The 23,659-nt window shown below is 63.7% G+C and carries 22 protein-coding genes; 14 read left to right on the top strand and 8 right to left on the bottom strand.

The genetic code is table 11. The annotated features are described in order from the left end of the window. Positions 1-35: 35 nt before the first annotated feature. From ASF32_RS20600 to ASF32_RS20575, 6 genes are all read left to right on the top strand, one after another. On the top strand, positions 36-1,640 hold the full coding sequence (locus ASF32_RS20600; RefSeq protein WP_026176012.1) for a DUF2235 domain-containing protein: 1,605 nt from the start codon (positions 36-38) through the stop codon (positions 1,638-1,640). Positions 1,641-1,697: 57 nt separating this feature from the next. Next, complete coding sequence (locus ASF32_RS20595; protein ID WP_056432912.1) at positions 1,698-3,701, top strand: AAA family ATPase; 2,004 nt, start codon at positions 1,698-1,700, stop codon at positions 3,699-3,701. Positions 3,702-3,894: 193 nt separating this feature from the next. Further along, the gene (locus tag ASF32_RS20590; RefSeq protein WP_056432910.1) at positions 3,895-4,323 is read left to right on the top strand and encodes a S24 family peptidase; all 429 of its coding nucleotides are present in this window, start codon (positions 3,895-3,897) and stop codon (positions 4,321-4,323) included. Further along, the gene (locus ASF32_RS20585) at positions 4,320-5,609 is read left to right on the top strand and encodes a Y-family DNA polymerase (RefSeq protein WP_056432907.1); all 1,290 of its coding nucleotides are present in this window, start codon (positions 4,320-4,322) and stop codon (positions 5,607-5,609) included. Before ASF32_RS20590 ends, ASF32_RS20585 begins: the two co-directional genes overlap by 4 nt. Before the next feature lie 154 nt (positions 5,610-5,763). Beyond that, a complete protein-coding gene (locus ASF32_RS20580) occupies positions 5,764-6,306 on the top strand; it encodes a metallophosphoesterase (protein WP_056432904.1) in 543 nt (180 codons plus the stop codon). Further along, the gene (locus ASF32_RS20575) at positions 6,303-7,121 is read left to right on the top strand and encodes a metallophosphoesterase (protein WP_018044324.1); all 819 of its coding nucleotides are present in this window, start codon (positions 6,303-6,305) and stop codon (positions 7,119-7,121) included. Before ASF32_RS20580 ends, ASF32_RS20575 begins: the two co-directional genes overlap by 4 nt. A 315-nt stretch (positions 7,122-7,436) precedes the next feature. On the opposite strand, the gene ASF32_RS20570 is transcribed toward ASF32_RS20575, so the two are convergent. The 5 genes from ASF32_RS20570 to ASF32_RS20555 all read right to left on the bottom strand — a co-directional run bounded on the left by ASF32_RS20570 (position 7,437) and on the right by ASF32_RS20555 (position 10,638). Beyond that, positions 7,437-7,727 (bottom strand): hypothetical protein, encoded by a 291-nt coding sequence (locus ASF32_RS20570; protein WP_056432898.1) that lies wholly within the window; start codon positions 7,725-7,727, stop codon positions 7,437-7,439. Between the two features lie 313 nt (positions 7,728-8,040). Further along, a complete protein-coding gene (locus ASF32_RS20565; RefSeq protein WP_056432895.1) occupies positions 8,041-8,256 on the bottom strand; it encodes a hypothetical protein in 216 nt (71 codons plus the stop codon). Further along, complete coding sequence (locus tag ASF32_RS25630; protein ID WP_156467917.1) at positions 8,246-8,404, bottom strand: hypothetical protein; 159 nt, start codon at positions 8,402-8,404, stop codon at positions 8,246-8,248. The genes ASF32_RS20565 and ASF32_RS25630 overlap by 11 nt, the downstream gene beginning before the upstream one ends. Before the next feature lie 11 nt (positions 8,405-8,415). Further along, positions 8,416-9,978, bottom strand: coding sequence for an AAA family ATPase (locus ASF32_RS20560; protein WP_056432891.1), 1,563 nt, complete (start codon positions 9,976-9,978; stop codon positions 8,416-8,418). 63 nt (positions 9,979-10,041) lie between these two features. Then, on the bottom strand, positions 10,042-10,638 hold the full coding sequence (locus ASF32_RS20555; RefSeq protein WP_056432888.1) for a hypothetical protein: 597 nt from the start codon (positions 10,636-10,638) through the stop codon (positions 10,042-10,044). Positions 10,639-11,401: 763 nt separating this feature from the next. On the opposite strand from ASF32_RS20555, the gene ASF32_RS20545 reads away from it, so the two are divergent. Both ASF32_RS20545 and ASF32_RS20540 read left to right on the top strand, forming a co-directional pair. Next, a complete protein-coding gene (locus ASF32_RS20545) occupies positions 11,402-11,593 on the top strand; it encodes a hypothetical protein (protein ID WP_056432884.1) in 192 nt (63 codons plus the stop codon). Positions 11,594-11,936: 343 nt separating this feature from the next. After that, positions 11,937-12,365, top strand: coding sequence for a hypothetical protein (locus tag ASF32_RS20540; protein ID WP_056432879.1), 429 nt, complete (start codon positions 11,937-11,939; stop codon positions 12,363-12,365). A 579-nt stretch (positions 12,366-12,944) separates the two neighbouring features. On the opposite strand, the gene ASF32_RS20535 is transcribed toward ASF32_RS20540, so the two are convergent. Together ASF32_RS20535 and argC are read right to left on the bottom strand one after the other, a co-directional pair. After that, the gene (locus tag ASF32_RS20535) at positions 12,945-13,469 is read right to left on the bottom strand and encodes a MucR family transcriptional regulator (RefSeq protein WP_056432877.1); all 525 of its coding nucleotides are present in this window, start codon (positions 13,467-13,469) and stop codon (positions 12,945-12,947) included. A gap of 1,362 nt (positions 13,470-14,831) precedes the next feature. Then, a complete protein-coding gene (gene argC, locus ASF32_RS20530; protein WP_056432874.1) occupies positions 14,832-15,767 on the bottom strand; it encodes an N-acetyl-gamma-glutamyl-phosphate reductase in 936 nt (311 codons plus the stop codon). Between the two features lie 215 nt (positions 15,768-15,982). On the opposite strand from argC, the gene ASF32_RS20525 reads away from it, so the two are divergent. Further along, positions 15,983-16,510 carry a hypothetical protein gene (locus ASF32_RS20525; RefSeq protein WP_056432871.1) on the top strand — a complete coding sequence of 176 codons (528 nt, stop codon included), beginning with the start codon at positions 15,983-15,985 and terminating at the stop codon, positions 16,508-16,510. 503 nt (positions 16,511-17,013) lie between these two features. Then, positions 17,014-17,469: a hypothetical protein gene (locus ASF32_RS20520; RefSeq protein WP_056432868.1), complete on the top strand. Its 456-nt coding sequence runs from the start codon at positions 17,014-17,016 to the stop codon at positions 17,467-17,469. An 81-nt stretch (positions 17,470-17,550) separates the two neighbouring features. On the opposite strand, the gene ASF32_RS20515 is transcribed toward ASF32_RS20520, so the two are convergent. Then, on the bottom strand, positions 17,551-18,882 hold the full coding sequence (locus tag ASF32_RS20515; protein ID WP_056432866.1) for an MFS transporter: 1,332 nt from the start codon (positions 18,880-18,882) through the stop codon (positions 17,551-17,553). Between the two features lie 367 nt (positions 18,883-19,249). Here ASF32_RS20515 and cyoA point away from each other — a divergent pair, with 367 nt between their 5' ends. The 4 genes from cyoA (at position 19,250) to cyoD (ending at position 23,543) form a co-directional block, all read left to right on the top strand. After that, positions 19,250-20,374: a ubiquinol oxidase subunit II gene (gene cyoA, locus ASF32_RS20510; protein WP_056432861.1), complete on the top strand. Its 1,125-nt coding sequence runs from the start codon at positions 19,250-19,252 to the stop codon at positions 20,372-20,374. Between the two features lie 132 nt (positions 20,375-20,506). Further along, entirely contained in the window at positions 20,507-22,510 is a 2,004-nt protein-coding gene (gene cyoB / locus ASF32_RS20505; protein WP_056432857.1) for a cytochrome o ubiquinol oxidase subunit I, read from the top strand. A gap of 5 nt (positions 22,511-22,515) precedes the next feature. Next, positions 22,516-23,145: a cytochrome o ubiquinol oxidase subunit III gene (cyoC, locus tag ASF32_RS20500; protein WP_056432855.1), complete on the top strand. Its 630-nt coding sequence runs from the start codon at positions 22,516-22,518 to the stop codon at positions 23,143-23,145. Then, positions 23,142-23,543: a cytochrome o ubiquinol oxidase subunit IV gene (cyoD, locus tag ASF32_RS20495; protein WP_056432852.1), complete on the top strand. Its 402-nt coding sequence runs from the start codon at positions 23,142-23,144 to the stop codon at positions 23,541-23,543. Before cyoC ends, cyoD begins: the two co-directional genes overlap by 4 nt. Positions 23,544-23,659: the final 116 nt, after the last annotated feature.

The raw sequence follows: 23,659 nt of genomic DNA, 5'->3' as shown, positions 1-23,659 counted from the left end.
ATAATTCGGGGGCGGCCCGTGGGGTCGGAATGGGCATGCCGAAGAACATTGTCGTCTTTTCGGACGGGACCGGCCAGGAGGGCGGGCTGCGCGAGGAGCAGCGCCTCAGCAACGTCTACAAACTCTATCGCGTCTGCCGGGTTGGCCCGGACAGCGGCATCGACCCGAAGGATCAGGTGGCGTTCTACGACCCCGGGTTGGGGACCGACGGCTCAGCCACCGGGTTGCTGAGCGCCTACCGAAGGCTGCAGAAGCTCCTGTCCTCGGTGACGGGCCTCGGCATCACGAAGAACATCGCCGACTGCTACGCCTTCATCATCGACCACTACGAGCCGGGCGACCGTATCTTCCTCGTGGGCTTCAGCCGAGGAGCCTACACGGCCCGTTGCGTGGCAAACGTGCTCTTCCTGTGTGGCGTCCCGACGATTGCGCCCGGGGGCGAGTGCAAGGCCCCAAGCCTTTGGGCGGCGGTTGGCCAATGGATGAAGGAGAAGCTTCCAGGCCGGAAGCACGCGCTCCCGCCGCCGGCCGAGGCACTACCCCCCGGCAGTTACCTTCCACGTTTTCGGAAGACGACCCGCGACATCGCCAACGAGGCGGTGATGGGAGTCTACGAGTATGGCGCCGGGTCCCCTCGGGGCGACTACGACCGGGAGCGCCAGGAGCTGGCGCGTCGGTTCCGGCACCGATACGGGTCAGGCGACGACCTGAGGTCGAACGTGGCTCCTCATTTCGTAGGCGTGTTCGACACCGTCGCATCCCTCGGATCGGTCGGCGTACGGCGTTGGGGCCTCGCGGCAGGGCTGTTCGCGCTGGCCGCCGTGCTCGCCGCCGGGCCGTCGGTCGTGCTCGACCTTGCATTCCATACGGGGTTCTGGAAGCCGTTCGCGGTCGTCGCGATCCTCGGCGCGGCTTTCGTCCTGTGGCGCTGGCTTCCTACCACCATCAAGTTCATCGTGAACTCCCCCGTCAACGGCAAGACGCGCTTCAACCTCGCGCAATGGCGGTCCGGGAACTACGACAGGTTCCTCAGCGGCCACGTCGGCTACGGTCGGCACGCCCTGGCAATCGACGAGACCCGCGCCGACTTCCCCCGTGTCGAATGGGCGAAGAAGGACGCCATTCGCCAAAGGGTCGGCGACGAGCCCGATCCGCTGATCCAGATGTGGTTCGCAGGCAACCATTCCGACGTGGGCGGGAGTTATCCCGAGGTCGAAAGCCGGCTCTCCGACATCGCGCTGGACTGGATGGTCGAGGAGGCCACGACCATTCCGTATCCGCTCCTGGTCGACGGGATGGAACCGGGCAAGACGGGTACCGGGCGATTGCACCTGCACCCGGCCTTCGACGGCATGCAGCACTGCGAGGTCGCCGGGATGCGCGACACCATCGCGGGCATCGTCCCCGGCTGGCTCCTGCCATTGGCCGGCAGGCTGGGCTGGGCGGTGAAGCCACGCTACGTGCCGCCCGGGGCGCCTGTCCATGAGACCGTCTACCGGCGCTTCCGGTTGGCCGAGGTGACGCAATGCACCGGCAGGGGCCCCTACCGACCGGAGGCGCTGGCCACCCACGGGGATTTCAACGACGGATCTCCGGCCGCCCCTGCACCCGCGCAGGCTTCGGCTCCGGGCACGCCCTAACCATCATCCTTTCACATGCAGGCCTCCGCCGAGGCCGACCATATAACGAGGTCTCGGATGAAGCTCGACAGTTTCAGGGTCACGAATTTTCGCAGCGTCGAGGATTCCGGCGAGATCACCCTCGGCGACATGGCCTGCCTCGTCGGCAAGAACGAGGCAGGCAAGACGGCACTGCTTCACGCGCTCGCCGGCCTGAAACCCCATGCGTCGACGCCTATCACGTTCGACCGTGAGCGGGACTACCCGCGGCGTTACCTGAACGAATACGAGAGGCGTCACGCGGACGACGACGCCATGGTCATCGCGACCCGGTGGACCTTGTCCGACGCCGAGATGAACGACCTCGCCGCATCTTTCGGGCCCGGCTGCCTCGCGTCGTCCCAGGTGACCCTCAGCCGGCGCTACGGTGGCGGGATCGGAGTGACCGTGCACCTCGACGAGGCCGCCTGCATGGCCTTCCTCACCGACAGGCATGGGCTAACCGAGGATGAGCGACGCGCCTTTGCGGCCTCCGGTTCGGCGGCAGCGGTCCGGAAGGCCCTGGAGGGCCTGGAGGAAATATCCGCAGCCCAACAGGCGCTACTGGATGCCCTGGAAGCCTTGCCAGGCAAATCGGTGCTCAACGCTATTGCGAGCCACGTTCGCTCGGCCTGCCCAAGCTTCATGTACTTCTCGCACTACGACCGCATGGCCGGCCAGATCCGCGTCGACGACATCGAGAGGGACGAGGATGGCGGCGTCCATCGATTTGGTCGCCGCCCGCATAGGTCGAGCGAGCCTCTCGAAGTCCCCGAGCTGGTTTTCCTCGATTTCCTGGAGTTCGCCGGGACCTCGGTCGAGGAGATCCGCGAGTCGAAGACCTACGAGTCGCTGAACGCGAAATGCGAATCCGCGTCGAACGCGATCACCGACCAACTGCGGGAATACTGGACCCAGAACCCGTTCCTGGAGATCGAGGTCAGGGTCACAAAGGCGGAGCCGAACGACCCCGCGCCGTTTGACGAGGGCGTGATCGCGCGCGCCCGCGTCAAAAACATCCTGCATCGCGTCTCGGTCCCCTTCTCGGAGCGGAGCGCCGGTTTCATCTGGTTCTTCTCGTTCCTGGTGAAGTTCGCCCAGGTCAGCAAGCAGGGCGGCAGCCTGGTGCTCCTGCTCGACGAGCCAGGGCTGACCCTTCACGGAAAGGCCCAGGCCGACCTGTTGAGGTACTTCGGCGACAAGCTGGTGCCCCACCACCAAGTGGTGTTCTCGACCCATTCGCCGTTCATGGTTCCACCCGACGACCTGACGCTCTCGCGCATCGTCGAGGACCAGATCGAACAGCGGCCGAACGGCTTCCCGACGACGAAGGGCACCAAGGTGCGCGATGACGTCCTGGCGACCGATCCGGACACGCTGTTCCCGCTCCAGGCGGCGCTGGGCTACGACGTGACCCAGGCCCTGTTCATCGGCAAGCACACCTTGCTGGTCGAGGGGCCCGGCGACCTCGTCTTCCTCAATGCGCTCTCGGCCCAGTTGAAGCGCCGCAAGCGTATCGCGCTCGATCCGCGCTGGACGATCTGCCCGGCCGGCGGCCTCGACAAGATCCAGTCGTTCGTCTCGCTGTTCAAGGGCGCGAAGCTGCACCTCGCGGTGATGTCCGACAGGGCTCAGGGCGACAAGCGCAAGCTGGAGCAACTCCGGGCCGCAGGTGCGATCCCCGAGAACCGCATCATGAACTACCCCGACGTGCTCGGCCTGCCAGAGGGGGATGTCGAGGACATCTTCGACCCGGAAGTCTACCTCGCCATTGTCAACGGAGCCTACGGCCTGAAGGGCCGCGGTGTGCTGACGACCGCCAAGCTCGACAAGGAGGCGGGGGGTATGGTGCGACTGGTCAAGCGGGTGGAGGCGGCCTTCAAGCTGCTGCCTCCCGACACGCCAGAGTTCGATCACTTCACGCCGGCGGACTGGCTTATTCGCAATCCCGCCGTTCTGGACGAAAAGACCCCCGCCATCGAGGCCACCCTGGACAATGCGGAGAAGGTGATCCGGGCGATCAACGGCGCCCTGCCTACGTAGTCCACCCCTACCGTCCGTGGCATCCCTTCGCGGACGGCGGGTGCATGAACCGCCTCTATCGCGGGAGACGGGTTTTCCCCACTCCACCATCGGCGGGACCTCATCGAATTGTGGCTTCGCACCCAAGCGTAGCCGCTATACGGAACCGGCCAAACGTGTTCTGCTTTTGTTCCTGGACTCTTGGAGGAGCACCATGCAGATCACTGGCATAAACATCGGCTTTCCCATGCCGGTGTCCCTTCTCGCCAAGCCTGTCCAGGCCGGCTTCCCGAGCCCGGCCGACGACTTCATCGAGGAAGAGATCGACCTCCAGCGCCTACTGATCGTCAACCGCCCGGCCACCTTCCTGGTCCGGGTCGCCGGCGACAGCATGATCCTAGCCCGCCTGTTCGACGGCGACCTCGCCGTCGTCGACCGCTCGCTCACCCCGCGCAACGGCGACATCGTCGTTGTCGACATCGACGGCGAGCGATCCTTCAAGGTCTGGAAGCGCCAAGGGCCGCGCATCTCGCTGCACTTCGCCAACCCTCGCTTCCCCGAGTTCCAACTCTCCCCCGACGCTGTCATTGAGGTCTGGGGCGTCGTCTCCGGGTCCGTCTGTGCGAAGCGCCGCTGCGAATGAGCGCCCGGGCCTACGCGCTCTCCGACGGCAACTCGTTCTACTGCTCGTGCGAGCGGGTCTTCGATGCTCGGCTGGCGAAGGTGCCGGTGATCGTGCTGTCCAACAACGATGGCTGCGCGATTGCCCGGACCAACGAGGCCAAGGCGCTCGGCATCCGGATGGGCGAGCCCTGGTTCAAGATCCGGGACATGTGCCGGCAGCAGGGTGTCCAAGTCTACTCCTCGAACTACGCCCTTTATGGAGACATGTCGGCCCGGGTGAACGCGGTCTACCGGGACTTCTCGCCCCGCATCGAGATTTACTCCATCGACGAGAGTTTTCTCGACATCTCCGACGTGCGCAACCAGGACCGGGCGTCCTTATGCAGGGACATGCGGGCGACCGTACGGGCCTGGACGGGCATCCCCACCTGCGTCGGCATCGGGTCGACCAAGACGTTGGCCAAGCTCGCCAACCACATCGCCAAGAAGGTACCCGAGCTCGAAGGGGTCTGCGACCTGACCGACCCGGAGCAGTACGACCACTGGATCATCCGCATCCCGGTGGGCGACATCTGGGGTGTGGGGCCGGCAAACGCCCGGCGCCTGGAAGCCCTGGGATGCGACAGCGCCGCCGATGTCCGCGACCTCGACCCACGCGTCGCCCGCAAGGCCATGACAGTCGTGGGCGAGCGCCTCGTCCACGAGCTGCGGGGTATGGCCTGCCTAGACCTGGAGACGGTAGCCGCCACCCGTAAGGGATGCGCCGTCACCCGGTCGTTCTCCGAGCGCGTCGAGGATCGCGCCACCATGGAGCAGGCCGTCGCCACCCATGCCTCCAGACTCGGCGAGAAGCTCCGCCGCGAGGGGTTGGCGACCAACCACGTGACAGTCTTCTTCCACACCTCGGAGCATGACCGCGACCGGCCTCAACGCTCGGTCTCGACCGTCGTGACGCTCCCCGAGGCGACCAGCGACACTCTCGCCCTGGTGAAGGCCGCCACCCACGGCGTCCGGAAGACCTGGCGGGACGGGTTCCGCTATTCCAAGGCCGGGGTGGTCACCACCGACCTGATGCCGCTGGCCGCATCGCAGCGTGCGATGCCGGGCTTGGGCCAACTCGACCGCGAGATGGGAGCCGCCCTGATGGAGGCGCTCGACGCCTGCAATCGCCGCTTCGGACGAGGCGCCGTCGTCCCGGGCGCCGCCGGGTTCGCCCCGAAACGCGAATGGTCGACCAAGTTCAAGATGCGGTCGCCCCGTTACACGACCCGCCTCGACGAGATTCCGATAGTCGCCGCGGCCTGACAAGCTTCTCACGCCCCTTGCGTTCGGGGACCGGCCAGGCGATCACGCGGAAGCTTCAAGGATAGTAACGATGAAACGCATGGCGCCGCCCCCGACCGACTAATCCCGGAGAGCGATGCCGCGCGCGAAGCCTCCGCAATTGCGAGAGGCTAAAATGCCAAAGGTACATTTCACGGCCGACAGCCACGTTGGCCATCAAGCTCTCATCCTCAGCCCGAGGATGCAGACCCAGCGACCGTTCGCTTCGCTTCACGAGCACGACGAGACCCTGGTCGAACGTTGGAACGCCGTCGTCCACCCGGATGACACGGTCTGGCACCTGGGCGACTTCGCATACCGGTGCACCGAGACTTATGCGCTCGCGATTTTCCTACGCGTTAACGGTCGCAAGCTCCTGATCCGTGGCAACCACGAGCGGATCGGTGAACGCCTCCCCTGGGCCGAGCCCGTCCGGGACGTGGCGATGATCGCCCTGCCGGACCCGGCGGGCGTGATGCGCTCCATATGGCTGAGCCATTACCCTCATGTGAGCTACCCTCGCTCCCACCGGGTTGGCCTTCACCTGCATGGGCATTCCCATGGTTCGGTCCCGGGCACGGCGACGCGTGCCGATGTCGGCGTGGATTGCTGGGACTGGGCCCCGGTGACGTTGGACCGGATCCTGGCGCGCTTGGCGACGAACGGAGCGGGGTCATGACTGCCCCTGGCCTTCGCCTATGGGTGTTCTCGGACCTGCATCAGGACTGGAAGGAGAATGCTTGGGACCCTGCCGCGCATGCGCCGGCGGGTGGTTTCGACGTGGCCGTCGTGGCCGGTGACGTGCACATGCCCCTGGTTCGGGCGCTGGACTGGCTCGGCGACCACTTGTCCGGCGTGCCGGTGGTCTACGTGCCAGGCAATCACGATTTTTGGTGGGACCGGGGTGAGGAACGCTACACGATTCACGACCAGTTGACCCGGGGGCGTGAGCGGGCGGACGCGCTCGGCATCCATCTCCTGCTCGACGACGCGGTCATCATCGACGGCGTTCGGTTCGCCGGCGGTACCCTATGGACGGACTTCCGCCTGGGGTCGTTCAACCTGAACCACGGTATCCGGACCGCCCAGGGGCGTGGTGGGATGGTCGATTACCGCCGGATCCGCACGGGTCCGAGGTCGCGCAATCGCATCAAGCCCGAGGAGGTGCTTGCGATGCACCGGGTCACCCGTGGCTTTATCGAGAACACCCTGGCCGTCAGCCACCCCGGTCCCACGGTGGTGGTGACCCATCACGCCCCGCACCCGGCGAGCCTTCCACGGAGCGACGCGGACCTACGGTGGTGCGATGCCTCCGACCTGACTGACGTCATCCTGGACCAAGGACCGGACGTCTGGGTCCACGGTCATGTCCATTATGCCTCCGATTACCGGGTGGGCCGGACGCGGGTGGTCTGCAACGCAAGGGGGCATTCAGATGAGCGAACCAGGTTCAGACATGGGCTCGTTGTTGAGGTCGCCCATTACATTCCTTGACCAGCCCCCTCGACGGATCCCAGGACAGGCCACCGTAGCCTCTCAGTCGGCTCGGTCCAAAATAACGGTCAGGTCACGGCATTCCGGACCTAAAAAATTCCCGAACGGGATACGGGCCTTGCGTTAACCGGGAGGCGCGGGGGGGGCTGTATCAAGGTGACCCAAACGGCCTGTCGACCCGGGGGCGCCCAGGCATTTTGCCGCCAGCGACCCTCGGAATAGGTAATTTGCCGTCCGCCCAGGCGTTTTGCCGCCCGCCCGCCTCCCGACAGGCGTTTTGCCACCACCGCCCCGGCCGGGCCGTTAACGCTTGGGCTACATAAGGTCCACGTTCGCGCATCCCTCCGGGTCCTGGCACCGGCCGAGGCGGACCAGCCCAGTCGAGTAGCAGTACGCCCATCCCGCGGCCGCATCGAAAGCCTGGACGGTCGACGTCGTTAGGCCCGTCCCGTCGGGGAACTTGTCATGCCCGTAGACCGTCCCGGTGAGCACGGTGCCATCCGCGGACCGGTCGTCGGGCTGTATGATCCAGTCGTGAAACAGGGGACGGTCGCCGAGCTCAGTCAGGTCGAAGCGGCTGCCTGGGTACCGGTTTCGCTGTGCCATGCCCTGCCGTCCGCGCCGAAGAAAACCATTGCGGCCGCCACGACGGGCCGGCCGCATTCGTCCGTGAAATGGCCGGCCAGGAACGGCCGGTAGTGGAGCCTCGCGGCCCCCGTGGGGACGCCGGCGTGTGGGACGATTGTGCCCCTGACCCAGGCGTGGACCTCGCGATTGCCGGTCCGTAAAACCCTGGCCCGAGACCCTGGCCGGACCACCATCACGGCGCCGGCCAGGGTTATGGTTTGGAGGTGCCCGACGACGCGGCCGCGTTCCCGGATCGACCAGCATCGCCGTGTCAGATTCCGATAGACGTCCGTCACCGGAGGGCGAGAGGGCGGAAGCACAAGGCGGCCGCCTCGGCCTCGGCGGCCATGCGCAGGGCATCGTGGGAGGTGATCCGGCCGGCCGCCTCATCCTCCATGATCCGGTCGATCCGGATCCCGGCGGCGACCGCGAACAGCCCGCAGGCCCTGCGGGTCGACCAAGCGAACCGGACCCGCTCGCGGATCGCGGGGAGGGTGTCACGCTGCATCGTGGCTCTCCTTCGCGCGGTCGATGAGGGACTGGATGAGGTCCGTGATGGCTTGCAGGTCCTCGCCCGTGATGAGGCGGTCGCGGGCCAAGTGGATCGCCGAGAGGCTCAGGCCGAACAGGGCGACGAGGCGGGGATCGTTGGTCATGCTCCCCTCCCTCAATGCCGCGCGGCTAGGGTCTCGCGACCAGCGAGGACGGTGTCGACGAGACGCTGCAGGCGGCGGACGCTCCCCCCTCTCCAGTGCTCCGCGATCAGGCCGAGCTCGTCGCCGTCGAGGTCCGGGAGCCATGAGGCATCCGTCCCCCTCTCGCGCCGGGCGTCCCCCACGATCCCCCGTGCGAGGGCCGGCAAGTCGGACGGCCTGGGCTCCGGCATCTGGAAAACCCGGAAGCGGTCGAGCAGTGGCCGGGGCATGCCTGAGGTGCCGTTCGCCGTGGCCAGGAACGTCACGCCCGCGAGGTTCGTGTCGCACTCCAGGTAGGGGTCCCTGTAGACCTCGGCATGATCCAGCATGGGTAGGAGCCCGTCGTGGAGCGACCCGTTCGTAGTCCCTGTGCCGGCCTTCTCGATCTCGTCGAGGATGACCGCGACGGTCGCCGTCATCTCCTGCCTGATGGTCTGAAGGGGGACGGAAGCCCGACCCGTGGACCACTGGCGGCTAGTACCCGTGAGCGACGCGTCCGCCACGCCACTGCACGAGTAGACCGAACTCGGGAGGCCCAGGGTGGTGGCGATGCTCGTGGCCAGCCGGGTCTTGCCGGAGCCAGGCGGCCCTACAAGCAGGATGGGGGGGAGCCGCGCGAACGGGCGCCCGACCATCTGGTTCAGGATCCGCTCGATGAGCCCTGCGGCGTGCGGGTACTGCTCAACGAGGTCATGGCGCGCGGCCGCGAGATCGGGCACCGGCCGGCACGGGAGGGTAACCCCGGCGATGGGTGCCCACTCGGCCCGGGGAGTGACCCCTCCGCTGCCTCGTGCACCGTCCTTGGCCGACCCCGGCAGGTGCTCGACGCTGCGCACCACGAGGAGGCCCGACCCAGGCGCCTCCGGCAGGTCGTCCTCGTCCTGATCGCGGGGATCGAATCCGGTGTCGTCACGGACGGGGCCGCGCATGACGTTGCTGGGCCTCTCCACCTTCACGACCGATCGGGCAATGATCTGCAAGGCGGTCAAACTGTCCCCCTGGCGGCGGTACGACCGTGGCTCGCGCTTGGGTGCCCATTGCCCTTCGTCGCAGTATGCCGCGACGGACATCATCTCGGCATGGGTGGTCAAAAGGTTAGAGAGCCGGAGGTCGGTATGCCCTCCCGCCATCGCGATCTTCCAGACGCGGACGGCACACCTCAGGGCGCACCCCTGGTCGCCCAGGAAAGCCTGGTAATAGACGCACCTCGTCGCCCAGTCGGCGTACGTGTCGCGGTGGTCCTGACCCAGCTTGAGGTCTTCCGAAGCCTCGTCGCACACGCTCTCGGCATGCGAGAGCGACGAGAGCGACACCCGGCATGACGACAACTTCTCAAGCGCGGCACGCACGGAGGGATGCAGGTGCGGCAGGTCGAGCAGGATCCCCGTCGACCAGTGGATTGCGTCCGCCATTGGATCGCAGTCCAGGAAATCCAGTCCCTGGTCGAGCCAATCAACGGATGGGGGGTGGTCGGGTGCGAACGGATCGCTGGCAGGCGCGCGAGTCGACGCACGCCGGGGGGCGTTCTTTGTCATGCTGGAGTCTCCAGTTCGCGCCATCTTGGGACGGAGCGGGAAGCCACCATTGCATGTGAAGCGTTAACGAATCGTTGCTTTGAGCGCGGCTGTCCGGGCCCGGGCCGCGGCCGCCTCCCCCTGCATGGTGGCGACCATCCCGAGCGCACGGTCGAGGATCTCCTCGCACCTCTGCCCGAGGGCCTCACGACCCTGGGCGGAGAGCGGCCCTGGCCCGGTCTCCCCCATTCCGTGGGAGATGACGTGCTCGTCCCAAAGGTATGCGACGGCTTGGAGCATGTATCCCGTCGCCCTCGGGTGCGCGGTCGCGGCCGCCCGGCCGAGCATGTCGAGTAGGGGCGCCGGGAGGCCGTGCGAGATGAGGCGGCCGCGTGCGAGCGAGCGCACGTTGAGACCCGAGGCCAGGCTCAGGGGCCCCACGAAATCGGGACCGAAGACGCGTTTGGCCACCCGCTCGATTTCGGCATGGAGGGCCTCCGCGATCTCGGCATGATCCACCGGCTGACCATCGATGAGGGCCTGACGGCCGTCGTATGACAGCAAAGGCCCCGCCGGGGGGGCGGCCCCCGCGAGGTTGGAGAGCGGCGAGCCCGAGACGTACCCGACGGCGTGCCCGATGGCGGGCGTTTCAGGCGGGACGGGGTAGAGCGTTATTCGCACGGAAGGAGGTCCTGGGTAGGGCCGGACAGGTAGACGACGTCGACGCAGAACCGGCCGGGGTGGTCATTCGCGACAGGCCACATGCCAAGACGTTGCCCCCACGTGTACCCCCTTGATGATGATGGTGGTGCCCCTCATGACGCCACCCGCTTCAGGCAACGAGGGCAGGTCGCAGGGGTGCCTTCGACGTCGCCCCACCCGACCGAGCGCCGGCCCGGCGTGGCACCGCACAGGGCGCTCCCGGCGCCGCCCATCGGGCCGCAGCCGTCCTCCGAGACAATGTGGTACAGCCGGCCTCGGTCGCGCTCACCGCCGTTGCTCAGGCGCCCGAGCATCTGTGCCGAGCGCCACGCGGAGCCGTCGGGGAGGACATACCGGGGTGCGGCCCCGAGGTATGCCTCGCGCTCCTCGGCCTGGCGGACCTGCCTGGCATGCTCCTCGGCCTGATATCGGGCGGTGGCCGCAGCGCGTTCTTCCGGTGAGGGGCCTGGGCCAGAGCGGACCATTGCCACCATTCGGTCGATAATCAACATATGAGGTTCCCTGCTGTACCGGGCGGCTTGTGGGCAAGCCGCTTCGGGTATTGTCCTATCTATACTGACAATCGCTTCCCGGCAAGATTAGTTGCGCGTCGTCAACGGCGATGGCGTTCTCGATGGGCCATCCGGACGCCACGTCCCGTTTCCTCCTATGCGAATCCGCGGGAACTGCTTCGATCGCCTTTGAAGCAACTCGCGAACGCGAGACAGGGACACGGACCAGCATGCCCACCGATGATGAGATCGAGGCCTTCGGGCGCTCGTACTCCCGCATGACACCAACGGAGCAGCGAGCCCAGGCGGCCTGGATCGACAGGCATGGCCTGCAGATGGCCGAGGCCGCCGCGCTTAGAACTGTCGCCGCCCTGGATCTCCGGCGGTCGCAGCATTCCTTTGCCCCGGAGCCGCAGTCTTGAGGCAGTCCACAATCGACGAGATCGCCCTCGGGGCCGCGCGCAGCGTGGAGCGCATCCTCGCCGAGGAGCACCCCGGTGGGGCCCCCCAGCGGGAGGCCAAAATTCAGGTCATGTTCGCGGACTGGATCAAGCACGCCGTGTGTCGCGAGGTCAGGAATGACCGGCGCCGCGTGTCGAGGAGGCCACCGTCGATTCCTGGCTCAAGCCCGAGACCAGCAAGTCCCACCGCGCCTGCCCGGACGTCGTCATCGCCGTCATCGAATACGGTGCCGGGGACACCATCTGCGCATCGTACTCGGAGGCAGCTGACTACCTCGGGCTCCGGGCGGAGCGGGTCAAGTCCATGGCCGCCGACGCCCGGGTGGGGCTCGGGGCCGCACTCTGGTCAGCGGGGATGGATCAAACCCTCGCCCTCGTTTCCAGTGGGCACCCGGTCACGCTCGACCTGGGTCCGGCATCGTACCTCCTCTTGAAGGAATGGGCCTTCCTCCCCCTGCAGAGCCGCGACGGCCGCCGGTGCAAGCTCGCGGTCCGCGCCTCCGTCGAGGAGGGCTCGGATGGCCGGTGGCTCAACACCGAGGTGAACGAGTGGGTCGATGACGCCGAGGCCAGGAAGGCGGCCGCGCAGGCCACCCACATCGCGGGGCTCATGGAACAGAACCGCATGCTCGGACTACGGAGGGTGGAGGCCCTTGATGCAGGCGAGGAGGCCGAGGTCCGCCGGATCGACAAGGTCCTCGAAATTGTCGCGCAGCAGATCGACGCGGCCTAAGGCCTGGCCCGGCCAACGTGTAAAACGATTCCCAAATCGCGTTTGTGGAATCGTTTTACACGTTCGGGGGCGGGGAAATCCATTGCCACTGACGTGCTACGCGGCCCCGGGCGTCCGGTCTCGGCGGCTGCTCTGCGCTCTGCGGGATGGGCGGCGGCTGCTCTGTTACCTGCCGCTTAGAAGGCGGCTGCTCTATCCAGCTGAGCTACGGAGTCGGGACGCCGCGCTTTTCCTAACACCGCCCTGGAGGGCTGTCATTAGCCCTCGCCGATTGCCTGGGCTGATCAAGTGTGGAGAGCACCAGATGGGCCTACGCTGCAAGGCAGCAGGATTTTCATAGCTTCCTCTACCGCAGATCCTGTGTTTGCGGCATGTTCCGACCAAGGGTGATCGACGGTTGAGACAACAATTATAAAGTCCAATCCTCGTCGATCCACGGCTCGCCTAAAGCTCCTATGAAAACCATACCTTCCTGCAAATTTCAGCATTTTCCGCGACAAAGCCTACTTCGCGGCGCATGCCGGAAGTAGGCTTTGTCGGATGACCCGGATGATACTAGGTCGGGTCTTTGGAAAAGACTCAGGCCGCCTGCTTCTTGCGCGGGCCGCGACGCTTCTTTTCCGGCGCGGGAGCGACAGCTTCTTCCACCGGCTCGCTCACAACCTCTTCTGGAGCTGACTTGGTCACAGTCTTACGACGCTGCTGGCCGAGACCGAGTGCACGAGCTAGCTCGGACCGTTGTTCGGAATAAGCGGCGGACGTCATCGGATAGTCGGGCTGCAGACCCCATTTTGCCCGGTATTGCTCAGGGGTCAGTCCCCGTAGCGTGAGGTGACGGCGAAGCGTCTTGTACTGCTTGCCGTCTTCGAAGCTGACCAAGTAATCCGGGGTCACGGAGCGGCGGATCTCCTGCGGCGTCGCCTTGGGCGGCCCAGTGTCCACCGCCGGTGCATTGCTCGTGCTCACAGTGCGAATGGCTTCGTGCACATCGCTTAAAAGCTTAGGCAGCTCCGCGCTTTGAACGTGATTGTTGCTGACGTAAGCGGAAACGATATCAGCTGCTAAGGTGATAAGACGAGCCGATTCAGTGTCTGATTCACTCATGATATTCGTACCATCGATTCAATTTGTTGAAACTGTACACGAGACTAAGCTCTGTTTTGACCTATCGCAAGATGTTATTGCAGGAAATTCGGTGTTTTAAGGATCATTCGCTCGTGTGTATCGGGTTTTCGCCGTCTGCGAGAGCCATATCATGCGATCCCCATACGTTTGGGCGTGGCACCAAGCAGAGTTTATCCATCATTTCAGCGCATCAACGCCTCGAGGCGGCTCGCTCATCACCAGACCCGACAAAGGTCGCAGGGGAAAACTTCGTGGGTGGGATTGTCTGCCGGTCAAAACAATCACGACTGGCAAATCCACCTGGGCCAGCCTCGAAGTTCCAACCAGGGGTAAGTCCGCTCCCGCCACTTCGCATAAGCTCAAAGGTCGTTGCGGCAGCCGAATCCAACTGCACGGCGCACTGCCACGCATCGGGAAGATCCATCATTCAGCCCTGTCGGTGGGGCTATTTGTCCAGATGTCATGCCGTGATCCCGATGTTGGAGTAGAAGGTGATTTTCCACCTTCGCCGAATAGCAGATGTCGCGACTTCTGGTGCGGAAGGCCGGCAAATAGTAGAAATTAAGAGTTTGCAATCGTATACCTCCCCTCTCATGACGTTTCGAGGTAGGAGTTCGGCAGCGGTAGCGGCGGATCTTTGGCCTCCTCGTCTGACATCTTCAAGGTGCTCGTGGAATTGTACCTTCCTCTCGCATCAGGAAAAGCTTCTTAGAAACAAGCATCTACTTCGACGGGGCATACGGTGAGTTTTTCGACTTTCATTGAGCGACAAGAAACTTACCTCATCGCCATGTTGGCAGGCGACGGTGGCTAACCTGTTCAACGGAAATCAGTTCCCTGTAACTTCAGTCAAAATCGTACCTTCATGCAAAAAGTATGCGTCGTATTGCTGCGAATATCAGCGGCACGATGAGAGGCAGATTCTCAAGCGGTCTCTTTTTAAGATGAGTCGTGAAGGTCGGTCTGAAATATCCGCCGTAATTTTGCTGAATATGGATGTCCCGTCAACGGGACGAACAAAATACAACTAATGCGCGTGGGGATAGTCTTTGTCGGGTCGGAGAGGAAGGGGGATGAAGTTGGACTCGTTGGTCGCTTCGATGTCCGAGAATCGACGTATGGCTGTCGCAACTCCGCGGCCGAGCCAGCCTATGGCGATGCGCTCTCGCATGGGAAATGCGCTGCCAGAAATATTATATACGCATTGTTCGAATGACGCCGCGTGAAGTCTCGGCGCCAAGTTCCAATTTCCGTCAGTCGACCGATCCGGCGATACCCGAGCCACGCCCCATGATATGGACAGGCCCGGATAGTGTAGTGAGTCCTGTCCGCGTCGTTCGTTTAATCCAGCCCGAGCATGAGGCCAATATTCTGAACAGCGGCACCGGAGGCGCCTTTACCAAGGTTGTCGAGCCGGGCAACGAGCAGCGCCTGGGAATGGTCCGGTGTTCCATAGACCCTTAGTTCGAGACGATCAGTATCGTTCAGGCCCTCGGCATCCGGCTTGTCGTTCGGGCTGGTCTGTATCACCGTCACCAAGGTGTTGCCGGCGTAATGGGCTGCGAGAGCCGCTTCCAGTGCTGCCGCATCCGGACGCCCCGGCAGAGTATCGAGGTGAAGCGGAATGCTGACCAACATGCCCTGGCGGAAGTTTCCCACGGATGGGATGAAGATTGGCCTACGGGTCAAGCCGCCATAGGTTTGAAGCTCCGGCAGGTGCTTGTGTGCAAAGCCGAGGCCGTAGAGCTGAAACGCCGGTGCGTCGCCGGCTTCATAGGCTTCGATCATGCTCTTGCCGCCACCGCTGTAGCCGCTCACCGCATTGACGCTGATCGGCGTGTCCCACGGCAGCAATCCAGCGTCGACAAGGGGCCGTACCAACGCGATCGCCCCGGTGGGATAGCAGCCGGGATTGGCGACGCGCCGCGACTCGCGGATCACCTGTGATTGGCCGGTGTTCAACTCAGCGAAGCCGTAAGCCCAACCGGGGCTGACGCGGTGGGCGGTGCTCGCATCGAGAATGCGGGGGCCGCCAGCCGGAAGAGCATCGGCCAAAGCCACCGTTTCCTTAGCAGCGTCGTCGGGCAGGCAGAGGACAACGAGATCTACGTCAGCCAACAGCGCCCGTTTGAACGCGATGTCTTTGCGGCTCTCATGAGGGATACTTTTCAGGGAGACGCGGCCCTCGCGCTCCAGGCGTTCGCGAATGCCGAGCCCGGTGGTGCCGGCCTCCCCATCGATGAACACCGTGGGCTTCGCCAATCCGCTTTCGCTCATTTGAAAGGTTCCGTTTGTCTCGCCGTGGGATAACCGCCCTGCGCGCTCGCGAGGTGAAGGCTCCGGCTTCTCAAGTCAATGTCGCCGTACCGGAGCCTTCGCGGTCGAAGCACCTTTATCGTCGTGCTTTCACACGGATTGATGACACGTCATACCCCGGGAACTGGCCCTTCCGGCGCATGTTGATCGCATGGAAACAAGCAAAGGCTTGAACGATGGCCGCCAGCGCAGAGAAGTCCGATCCTAAGCTGTGGGATAAAATCAAGTCCGAGGTCACCTCCTCGGATAAAGGAGGCAAACCCGGCCAATGGTCCGCCCGCAAAGCTCAAGCGGCGACGAAGGCCTATAAAGAGGCCGGAGGCGGTTACAAGGGACGGAAGTCCAAGGACAACAGCCTTACGCAATGGTCCAATGAGGAATGGGATACGAAATCCGGCGAGCCGAGCAGCGAGACGGGCGAACGGTATCTTCCGAAGAAAGCACGTTCCTCCTTGTCAAAGGAGGAGTACGACCGCTCGACCCGAAAGAAGCGTGCTGACACCAAAAACGGGAAGCAGTTCTCCAGTCAGCCGAAGGACATAGCCGAGAAAGCGGCCTCCGCCCAGAAAGGTGGATCCAAGTCCCGCAAGGCCTCGGATGGGCCCACCAAGGCCCAACTGATGGAGCAGGCCCGATCGGAAAATATCCGCGGTCGCTCGAGTATGTCGAAGGACGAGTTGCAGAAAGCGCTTCATGCCTCCTGACCGTGGGAGGATTGATAGATCCCACGCTTCCTTGGCATCGTGGTTGAACGGAAGCGAGCCACGCCGAGTTCTGCCCTATATCTCTGTTCTTCCAGGACCCGTTTCGATGATCGCCAGACCCGTCGTGCTCGCACCTTGTCTCGTCCTATTGCTGACGGGGACCGTACTTGCTCAGAGCATTCCGGCTCCGGCCGGCATCGGCACGGCTCCATCGCAGAGTGGTGAAGCTGGCACACCCTCAGGGAGCGCCTTTGGCATGCCATCGACAAACTCCGTTTCTCCCGGGTCTCCGGTTGGAAAGCCTCCGGTCGGTGGTGCGGGTGAGGCATCGGGGCCGTCCTCCAGTGCGGGCGTCGGAACCGGCGTCGGTGGCCCCCCTGGGACCGGCGCCCTGCCGGGTACCGGTGGAACATCCGGCGGTCCTGGTGGAATTAACCGCTGATACCGCCAATCCGGTTTTGATGTCACGTTCTCCGCAATCCCAATCTTTGTGAGGTCTTCACATGCCCATCCGCCTGAAGTCGCTCGCGGCCGGCTTCGCCACCCTCGTAGTTCTCGTGACAGGGTTCAGCGAAGCCGAGGCGTCCTGCCTGCGCAAAGTTGCCAACCGGTCGACATTGACGCTCGTAGTGGGCCAAGGGGAGGGTGGAGCAGTGACGGTTCGCCCCGGCACGTCGAGGACAATCAGGCTCGATGGGTCGGCTCCGGTAGACGTGACCGGCTATTGCGACGTCCCGCGCCGAGGCGCACCCTTCGGACAACCCGTTGTTCAGCGCAGCTTTCCCGTGACGGCGGTCATGGATCGCTGCTTCTACGAAATCGGGAATGGGTTCTTCGAACGCGAACTCGGCCCGAGCTTCTTTCCGCGCGACGATACCGGAGCGTTTGCCCTGAACACTCCTCGTCAGGGGGATCTCGCTCTGGGTCCATCCGGCGAATTCTGCCCTGCAATCCGATAAGGCTCGACCCGAAGCGGATATGAAAAAGGCCCGCATGCGGTGCATGCTGGCCTTTTTCTCATTGTACCACGTCCGTAATTGTCAGATCGCGGCAACCTTCCGGTTGATGGCGAGCGCGCCCAAGGTCGCGACCGCACCCGACAGCAGGTAAACTCCCACCCAGGCAAGGCCGAATCGGCTCGACAGGCTCAGCGCCACCAGCGGCGCGAAGCCGGCTCCGATCAGCCAGGCGAGATCGGATGTGAGCGCCGCGCCGGTATAGCGATAGCGCGTGCCGAGATACTCGGTCACCGAGCCTGATGTCTGCCCGTAAGACAAGCCGAGCAGACCGAAGCCGACGAGCACGTAGATCGTCTGGCCGGTCTCGCTATCGCCGAACAGCAGCGGTGCGAGAATGCTGGCGAGGCTGAACAAGCCGATTAGGCTGGCCGCTATGCCGACGAGCCGACGCCGGCCCACCTGATCCGCGACGATTCCCGAGATCACAATCGCGCCAGCGAAGACGATCGAGCCGACGAATTGTACGAGCAGGAACTCGCCGGCCGAGCGCTTCGTGAACAGGGTGATCCAGCTGATCGGGAAGATGCTGACGAGATGGAACAGTGCAAAACTCGCCAGCGGCACGAAGGCGCCGATAAGGACAGTTCGCCCCTGTGCGCGGATCATTTCCCAGACCGGGGTCGGGGCGAGTTCGCGCGTCTCGAGAAGCTGCGTGAACTCCTCGGTTGCCACGAGGCGAAGTCGCGCGAAAAGAGCGACGACGTTTACCGCGAAGGCCACGTAGAACGGGTAACGCCAGCCCCAATCGAGGAAGTCGTCCATGGTCAGGTTGGCGAGAAAGAACGAGAACAGGGCACTTGCGAGCCCGAAGCCGATGGGCGCTCCGAGCTGCGGGATCATCGCATACCAGCCCTTGCGGTCACTGGGGGCTTTGATCGACAGAAGCGAAGCGAGGCCGTCCCACGCGCCGCCCAGCGCGAGCCCCTGCCCTATACGGAAAGCGGCGAGCAGCCAGACCGAGGCCATCCCGATGCTGTGATAGGTCGGCAGGAACGCGATCGACACCGTCGAGCCACCGAGCAGGAACAGGGCGATCGTCAGTTTCACGCCTCGCCCATGCCGCCGGTCGATCTCCATGAAGATCACCGAACCGATGGGCCGTGCCACGAAGGCGAGAGCGAAGAGGGCGAACGCGTAGAGCGTGCCTTCCAGGGGCGGGACGAACGGAAAGAAGACCTTCGGGAAAATCAGCACCGAGGCGATGCCGAAGACGAAGAAGTCGAAGAATTCCGATGTCCGGCCGATGAGGACACCGACGGCAATGTCGCCGGGCGCGACTTCGGGTTCGGATGCGCCGGCCCTGGCACCTGCACTCAGATGCGGCGGGGTCTGCAACGCGTAATCTTGGCTCATGGACGGCCATTCGCTGCTTGAAGGGTGGGAAGGACACGCCGCACTTGGCGCATCCCTGTGTTCCGATTATGAGGGCTTGTTGCACTGCGGCAAAGCGATGCAACGTCACGTTTCGCGGATCAGTCAGGCATATGTCCCGCGGGTGATGCTTCCCTTCTTACTGCCTTCCGCGATGGAAATCAGCTATGCTCTCAACGCCCGGCTGATTAAAGCCGCACGCACTTGCCAGGGCGCCTTTGCACTGCGCAGGAGAAGCCCGTATCGAAACGGCATCGCGGCAAGCAATCCAGTACGAGCCGCCGCTTTTCGTAAACCAAATGTTTCCTCCCGACGTTCCGCCCGCGGACGTCTCACTGCAGCCGGTCGGATGTCATCCAGATCCTTGCGCGCTCTCGCATTCCTGCCTCTCATGGCCCTTCTCTCGGGCTGCAACATGGTCGTCATGCAGCCAGCGGGCGACATCGCCACGCGGCAGCGTGACCTCATTGTCGCCTCGACGGGGCTGATGCTGCTGATCATCCTTCCGGTGATCGCCTTCACGCTCTTTTTCGCTTGGCGCTATCGCCAATCGAACACCGAGGCCGAGTACGACCCCGACTGGCACCACTCGACTCAGCTCGAAGTGCTGATCTGGTCGGCGCCTCTCGTGATCATCATCGCCCTCGGGGCGCTGACCTGGATCAGCACACATACGCTCGATCCCTACCGGCCCCTGAGCCGCATCGACGCTTCCCGTCCGCTCACTGCGGATGTGAAGCCGTTGACGGTCGAGGTCGTGGCACTCGATTGGAAGTGGCTGTTCTTCTATCCCGACCAGGGCATCGCCACGGTGAATGAACTGGCGGCGCCGGTGGATGTGCCAATCAATTTCAAGATCACCTCGGCCTCGATGATGAACTCTTTCTTCATTCCGGCGCTGGCGGGACAGATCTACGCAATGGCCGGAATGGAGACGAAGCTGCACGCCGTCATCAACAAGGCGGGCGTCTACGAAGGTTTCTCCGCTAATTATAGCGGCGAAGGCTTCTCGCGGATGAACTTCAAGTTCCACGGGCTTGACCAGGGCGGCTTCGACCAGTGGGTCGCCAAGGTGAAGGCCGCGGGTAAGGAGCTCAACCGCGACGCCTACATCGCCCTGGAGAAGCCGAGCGAGCGTGAGCCGGTGGGCTACTATTCCAGCGTCGCGCCGGGGCTCTATAGCGCCATTCTGAACATGTGCGTCGTCGAGGGTAAGATGTGCATGGGCGAAATGATGAGCATCGACTCCAAGGGCGGCGCCGGCAAAGAGAGCCACGCCAACCGGGAGCGGCTTCGTTACGACGACCGGCATGCCGTCCGCGGCGAGGAGGCCCAGGGGGCGACGTTCCCAGCCACCGAAAAGAAGACGCGCAGCCAGGAGGTCGACCCGGACAAGGGGCATGATCACCACCACGACCATTCCGGGTCTGACACGAAGCAGAGTGACCCTGCCCCCGCGCAGCTGAACCGCTAGGCCGACGCGATGACGCGCGGCCTTCGGGACAGGCGCATCACAGTGGCGGCACCATTAAATTGAACCCATGAGAGACGAGTACCGAATCGGTCGGTACGTCCCCTCGCCGACAACCGGGAACGAAGCGATCCCATGTTTGCCAATCTCGATCTTCAGAAGCTCGTCTTCGGGCGACTGACTCTCGAAGCCATTCCGTATCACGAGCCGATCCTGCTCGTGACGTTCATCGGCGTCGCCATCGGTGGCGTCGGATTGCTGGGCCTCATCACCTACATGCGCTGGTGGGGTCCGCTGTGGCGCGACTGGTTCACCTCCGTCGACCACAAGAAGATCGGCATCATGTATGTGGTGCTCGCGCTGGTGATGCTGCTGCGCGGCTTCTCCGATGCGCTCCTCATGCGCTCGCAGCAGGCCATCGCCTTCGGGGCCAACGAGGGCTACCTGCCGCCGCATCATTATGATCAGATCTTCACTGCCCACGGCGTGATCATGATTTTCTTCGTGGCGATGCCTCTGGTCACCGGGCTGATGAACTTCGTCGTGCCGCTGCAGATCGGTGCACGCGACGTGTCATTCCCGTTCCTCAACAATTTCAGCTTCTGGATGACGGTCAGCGGCGCCGCGACGATCATGGCGTCGTTGTTCGTCGGCGAGTTCGCCCGTACCGGATGGCTGGCCTACCCGCCTCTCTCCGGCCCTGCCGGAAGTCCCGGCGTCGGCGTCGATTATTACATCTGGGGGCTTCAGATCGCCGGCATCGGCACCCTGTTGTCCGGCATCAATCTGATCGCCACCATCGTGAAGATGCGCGCGCCTGGCATGACCATGATGAAGATGCCGATCTTCACCTGGACCGCGCTCTGCACGAACATCCTTATCGTCGCCGCTTTTCCGATCCTCACGGCCGTTCTCGCGCTGCTCTCCCTCGACCGCTACGTGGGCACGCACTTCTTCTCGAACGACCTCGGCGGCAACCCGATGATGTACGTGAACCTCATCTGGATCTGGGGTCATCCGGAGGTCTACATCCTCATCTTGCCCGCTTTCGGAGTGTTCTCGGAGATCGTCTCGACCTTCTCCGGCAAGCGGCTCTTCGGCTACGCCTCCATGGTCTACGCCACCGTGGTCATCACGATCCTGTCCTACCTCGTCTGGCTGCACCACTTCTTCACGATGGGCTCGGGTGCCTCCGTGAACTCGTTCTTCGGCATCACGACGATGATCATCTCGATCCCGACGGGGGCGAAGCTCTTCAACTGGCTCTTCACCATGTACAAGGGCCGCATCCGTTTCGAGGAGCCGATGCTCTGGGCCATCGGCTTCATGGTTACCTTCACCATCGGTGGCATGACCGGCGTTCTCCTCGCCGTGCCCCCGGCCGATTTCGTGCTCCACAACAGCCTGTTCCTCATCGCCCACTTCCACAACGTCATCATCGGCGGCGTGCTGTTCGGTATGCTGGCCGGCATCACTTACTGGTTCCCGAAGGCGTTCGGCTTCAAGCTCGATCCGTTCTGGGGGAAGATGTCGTTCTGGTTCTGGCTAACGGGCTTCTACTTCGCCTTCATGCCGCTCTACGTCCTCGGCCTGATGGGCGTGACGCGCCGCGTGCAGCATTTCGACGATCCGTCGCTGCAGATCTGGTTCATCATCGCGGCCTTCGGCGCCGGGTTGATCGCGCTCGGCATCCTCTCCTTCATCATTCAGCTCGTCGTGAGCTTCATGCGGCGTGAACAGCTGCGTGACGTGACCGGCGATCCGTGGGGCGGCCGTACCCTCGAATGGTCGACCTCCTCGCCGCCGCCGGATTACAACTTCGCCTTCACGCCCGTGATTCACGATCACGATGCGTGGTCGGACATGAAACGCCGTGGCTATGCCCGACCGCTCCAGGGTTTCCGCCCGATCCACATGCCGAAGAACACCGGCACGGGCATGATCCTCGGCATCCTCAGCATCGGCTTCTCGTTCGGCATGATCTGGTACATCTGGTGGCTTGCCGCACTGACGTTCATCGCCATGGCCGTCGTCGCCATCGGGCATACGTTCAACTACAACCGCGACTTCCACATCCCGGCCGACACCGTGATCGGTACCGAGGCTGAACGGACCCGGTTGCTCGAAGGTCGGGTCTGAGAACCATGGCGTCGCACGCTCCCACCCTCGCCAAGGAAGGCGAGGCACCCTCCTTCTACATGGAGGAGGATCACCATCCCGAAGGCGGCACCATGCTGGGCTTCTGGATCTATCTGATGAGCGATTGTCTCATCTTCGCGGCCCTGTTCGCCACATACGCCGTTCTCGGTCGAAACTATGCGGCAGGTCCTTCTCCCAAGGATCTGTTCGACCTGCCGCTGGTGGCGTTGAACACGTCGATGTTGCTGTTCTCGTCCATCACCTATGGCTTCGCCATGCTGGAGATGGCCAAGGGCGAGCAGCGGCGGATGCAGCTCTGGCTCGGCGTGACCGGCCTGTTCGGCCTCGCCTTCATCGGCCTGGAGCTCTACGAGTTCGCACACCTCATCCATGAAGGCGCCGGGCCGCAGCGCAGCGCCTTCCTGTCGTCGTTCTTCACCTTGGTGGGCACCCACGGCCTGCACGTGACGCTCGGCCTCGTCTGGCTCGTCGTGCTGATGGTCCAGACCGAACAGAAGGGCCTTATCCCGGAGAACCAGCGCCGGCTGCAGTGCCTTTCGATGTTCTGGCACTTCCTCGACGTGATCTGGATCGGCGTCTTCACCTTCGTCTATCTCATGGGAGTGCTGCAATGAGCGCCGCCAGCCAGTCCGCCCATGCGGCGGACCACGAAGAGGACGTGAAGGGCCACGGCGACCATAGCGGTCACGGCTCGTTCAAAGGGTATGTCACCGGCTTCGTGCTGTCAGTGATCCTGACCGCGATCCCGTTCTGGCTGGTCATGGGGGATGTGCTCGGAAACCCGCGTCTCACCGGCCTCGTCATCATGGGCTTCGGTGTGGTGCAGATCGTTGTCCACATGGTCTACTTCCTCCACATGAACACCAAGTCCGAGGGCGGGTGGACGATCCTGGCGCTGATCTTCACCCTGACGCTCGTGGTGATCACGCTCACAGGCTCCGTCTGGGTGATGTATCATCTGAACACCAACATGATGCCGATGACGCCGACCAGCTTGCATCAGCACCACTAGCGCACCGTCCCAATTACTGGACGCCGGTTTTCGGGAAGAACGATGCGAGACCAGTACCCTACGGCCACGCCTCGGATCACGTATCCGAGGCGTGGCCGTAATTTTATCGTCTCGGC

It is taken from the genome of Methylobacterium sp. Leaf91, from assembly GCF_001422815.1.
Classification (GTDB): Bacteria; Pseudomonadota; Alphaproteobacteria; order Rhizobiales; family Beijerinckiaceae; genus Methylobacterium.
The sequence above is the reverse complement of the archived record's forward strand: the minus strand, read 5'-3'. Positions and strand labels throughout refer to the sequence as shown.

Excerpts from the sequence above, each read along its gene's own strand:
- ASF32_RS20600 (WP_026176012.1), top strand. The coding sequence starts at position 36 with ATGCCGAAGAACATTGTCGTCTTTTCGGACGGGACCGGCCAGGAGGGC.
- ASF32_RS20595 (WP_056432912.1), top strand. The coding sequence starts at position 1,698 with ATGAAGCTCGACAGTTTCAGGGTCACGAATTTTCGCAGCGTCGAGGAT.
- ASF32_RS20590 (WP_056432910.1), top strand. The coding sequence starts at position 3,895 with ATGCAGATCACTGGCATAAACATCGGCTTTCCCATGCCGGTGTCCCTT.
- ASF32_RS20585 (WP_056432907.1), top strand. The coding sequence starts at position 4,320 with ATGAGCGCCCGGGCCTACGCGCTCTCCGACGGCAACTCGTTCTACTGC.
- ASF32_RS20580 (WP_056432904.1), top strand. The coding sequence starts at position 5,764 with ATGCCAAAGGTACATTTCACGGCCGACAGCCACGTTGGCCATCAAGCT.
- ASF32_RS20575 (WP_018044324.1), top strand. The coding sequence starts at position 6,303 with ATGACTGCCCCTGGCCTTCGCCTATGGGTGTTCTCGGACCTGCATCAG.
- ASF32_RS20570 (WP_056432898.1), bottom strand. The coding sequence starts at position 7,727 with ATGGCACAGCGAAACCGGTACCCAGGCAGCCGCTTCGACCTGACTGAG.
- ASF32_RS20565 (WP_056432895.1), bottom strand. The coding sequence starts at position 8,256 with ATGCAGCGTGACACCCTCCCCGCGATCCGCGAGCGGGTCCGGTTCGCT.
- ASF32_RS25630 (WP_156467917.1), bottom strand. The coding sequence starts at position 8,404 with ATGACCAACGATCCCCGCCTCGTCGCCCTGTTCGGCCTGAGCCTCTCG.
- ASF32_RS20560 (WP_056432891.1), bottom strand. The coding sequence starts at position 9,978 with ATGACAAAGAACGCCCCCCGGCGTGCGTCGACTCGCGCGCCTGCCAGC.
- ASF32_RS20545 (WP_056432884.1), top strand. The coding sequence starts at position 11,402 with ATGCCCACCGATGATGAGATCGAGGCCTTCGGGCGCTCGTACTCCCGC.
- ASF32_RS20540 (WP_056432879.1), top strand. The coding sequence starts at position 11,937 with ATGGCCGCCGACGCCCGGGTGGGGCTCGGGGCCGCACTCTGGTCAGCG.
- ASF32_RS20535 (WP_056432877.1), bottom strand. The coding sequence starts at position 13,469 with ATGAGTGAATCAGACACTGAATCGGCTCGTCTTATCACCTTAGCAGCT.
- argC (WP_056432874.1), bottom strand. The coding sequence starts at position 15,767 with ATGAGCGAAAGCGGATTGGCGAAGCCCACGGTGTTCATCGATGGGGAG.
- ASF32_RS20525 (WP_056432871.1), top strand. The coding sequence starts at position 15,983 with ATGGCCGCCAGCGCAGAGAAGTCCGATCCTAAGCTGTGGGATAAAATC.
- ASF32_RS20520 (WP_056432868.1), top strand. The coding sequence starts at position 17,014 with ATGCCCATCCGCCTGAAGTCGCTCGCGGCCGGCTTCGCCACCCTCGTA.
- ASF32_RS20515 (WP_056432866.1), bottom strand. The coding sequence starts at position 18,882 with ATGAGCCAAGATTACGCGTTGCAGACCCCGCCGCATCTGAGTGCAGGT.
- cyoA (WP_056432861.1), top strand. The coding sequence starts at position 19,250 with ATGTCATCCAGATCCTTGCGCGCTCTCGCATTCCTGCCTCTCATGGCC.
- cyoB (WP_056432857.1), top strand. The coding sequence starts at position 20,507 with ATGTTTGCCAATCTCGATCTTCAGAAGCTCGTCTTCGGGCGACTGACT.
- cyoC (WP_056432855.1), top strand. The coding sequence starts at position 22,516 with ATGGCGTCGCACGCTCCCACCCTCGCCAAGGAAGGCGAGGCACCCTCC.
- cyoD (WP_056432852.1), top strand. The coding sequence starts at position 23,142 with ATGAGCGCCGCCAGCCAGTCCGCCCATGCGGCGGACCACGAAGAGGAC.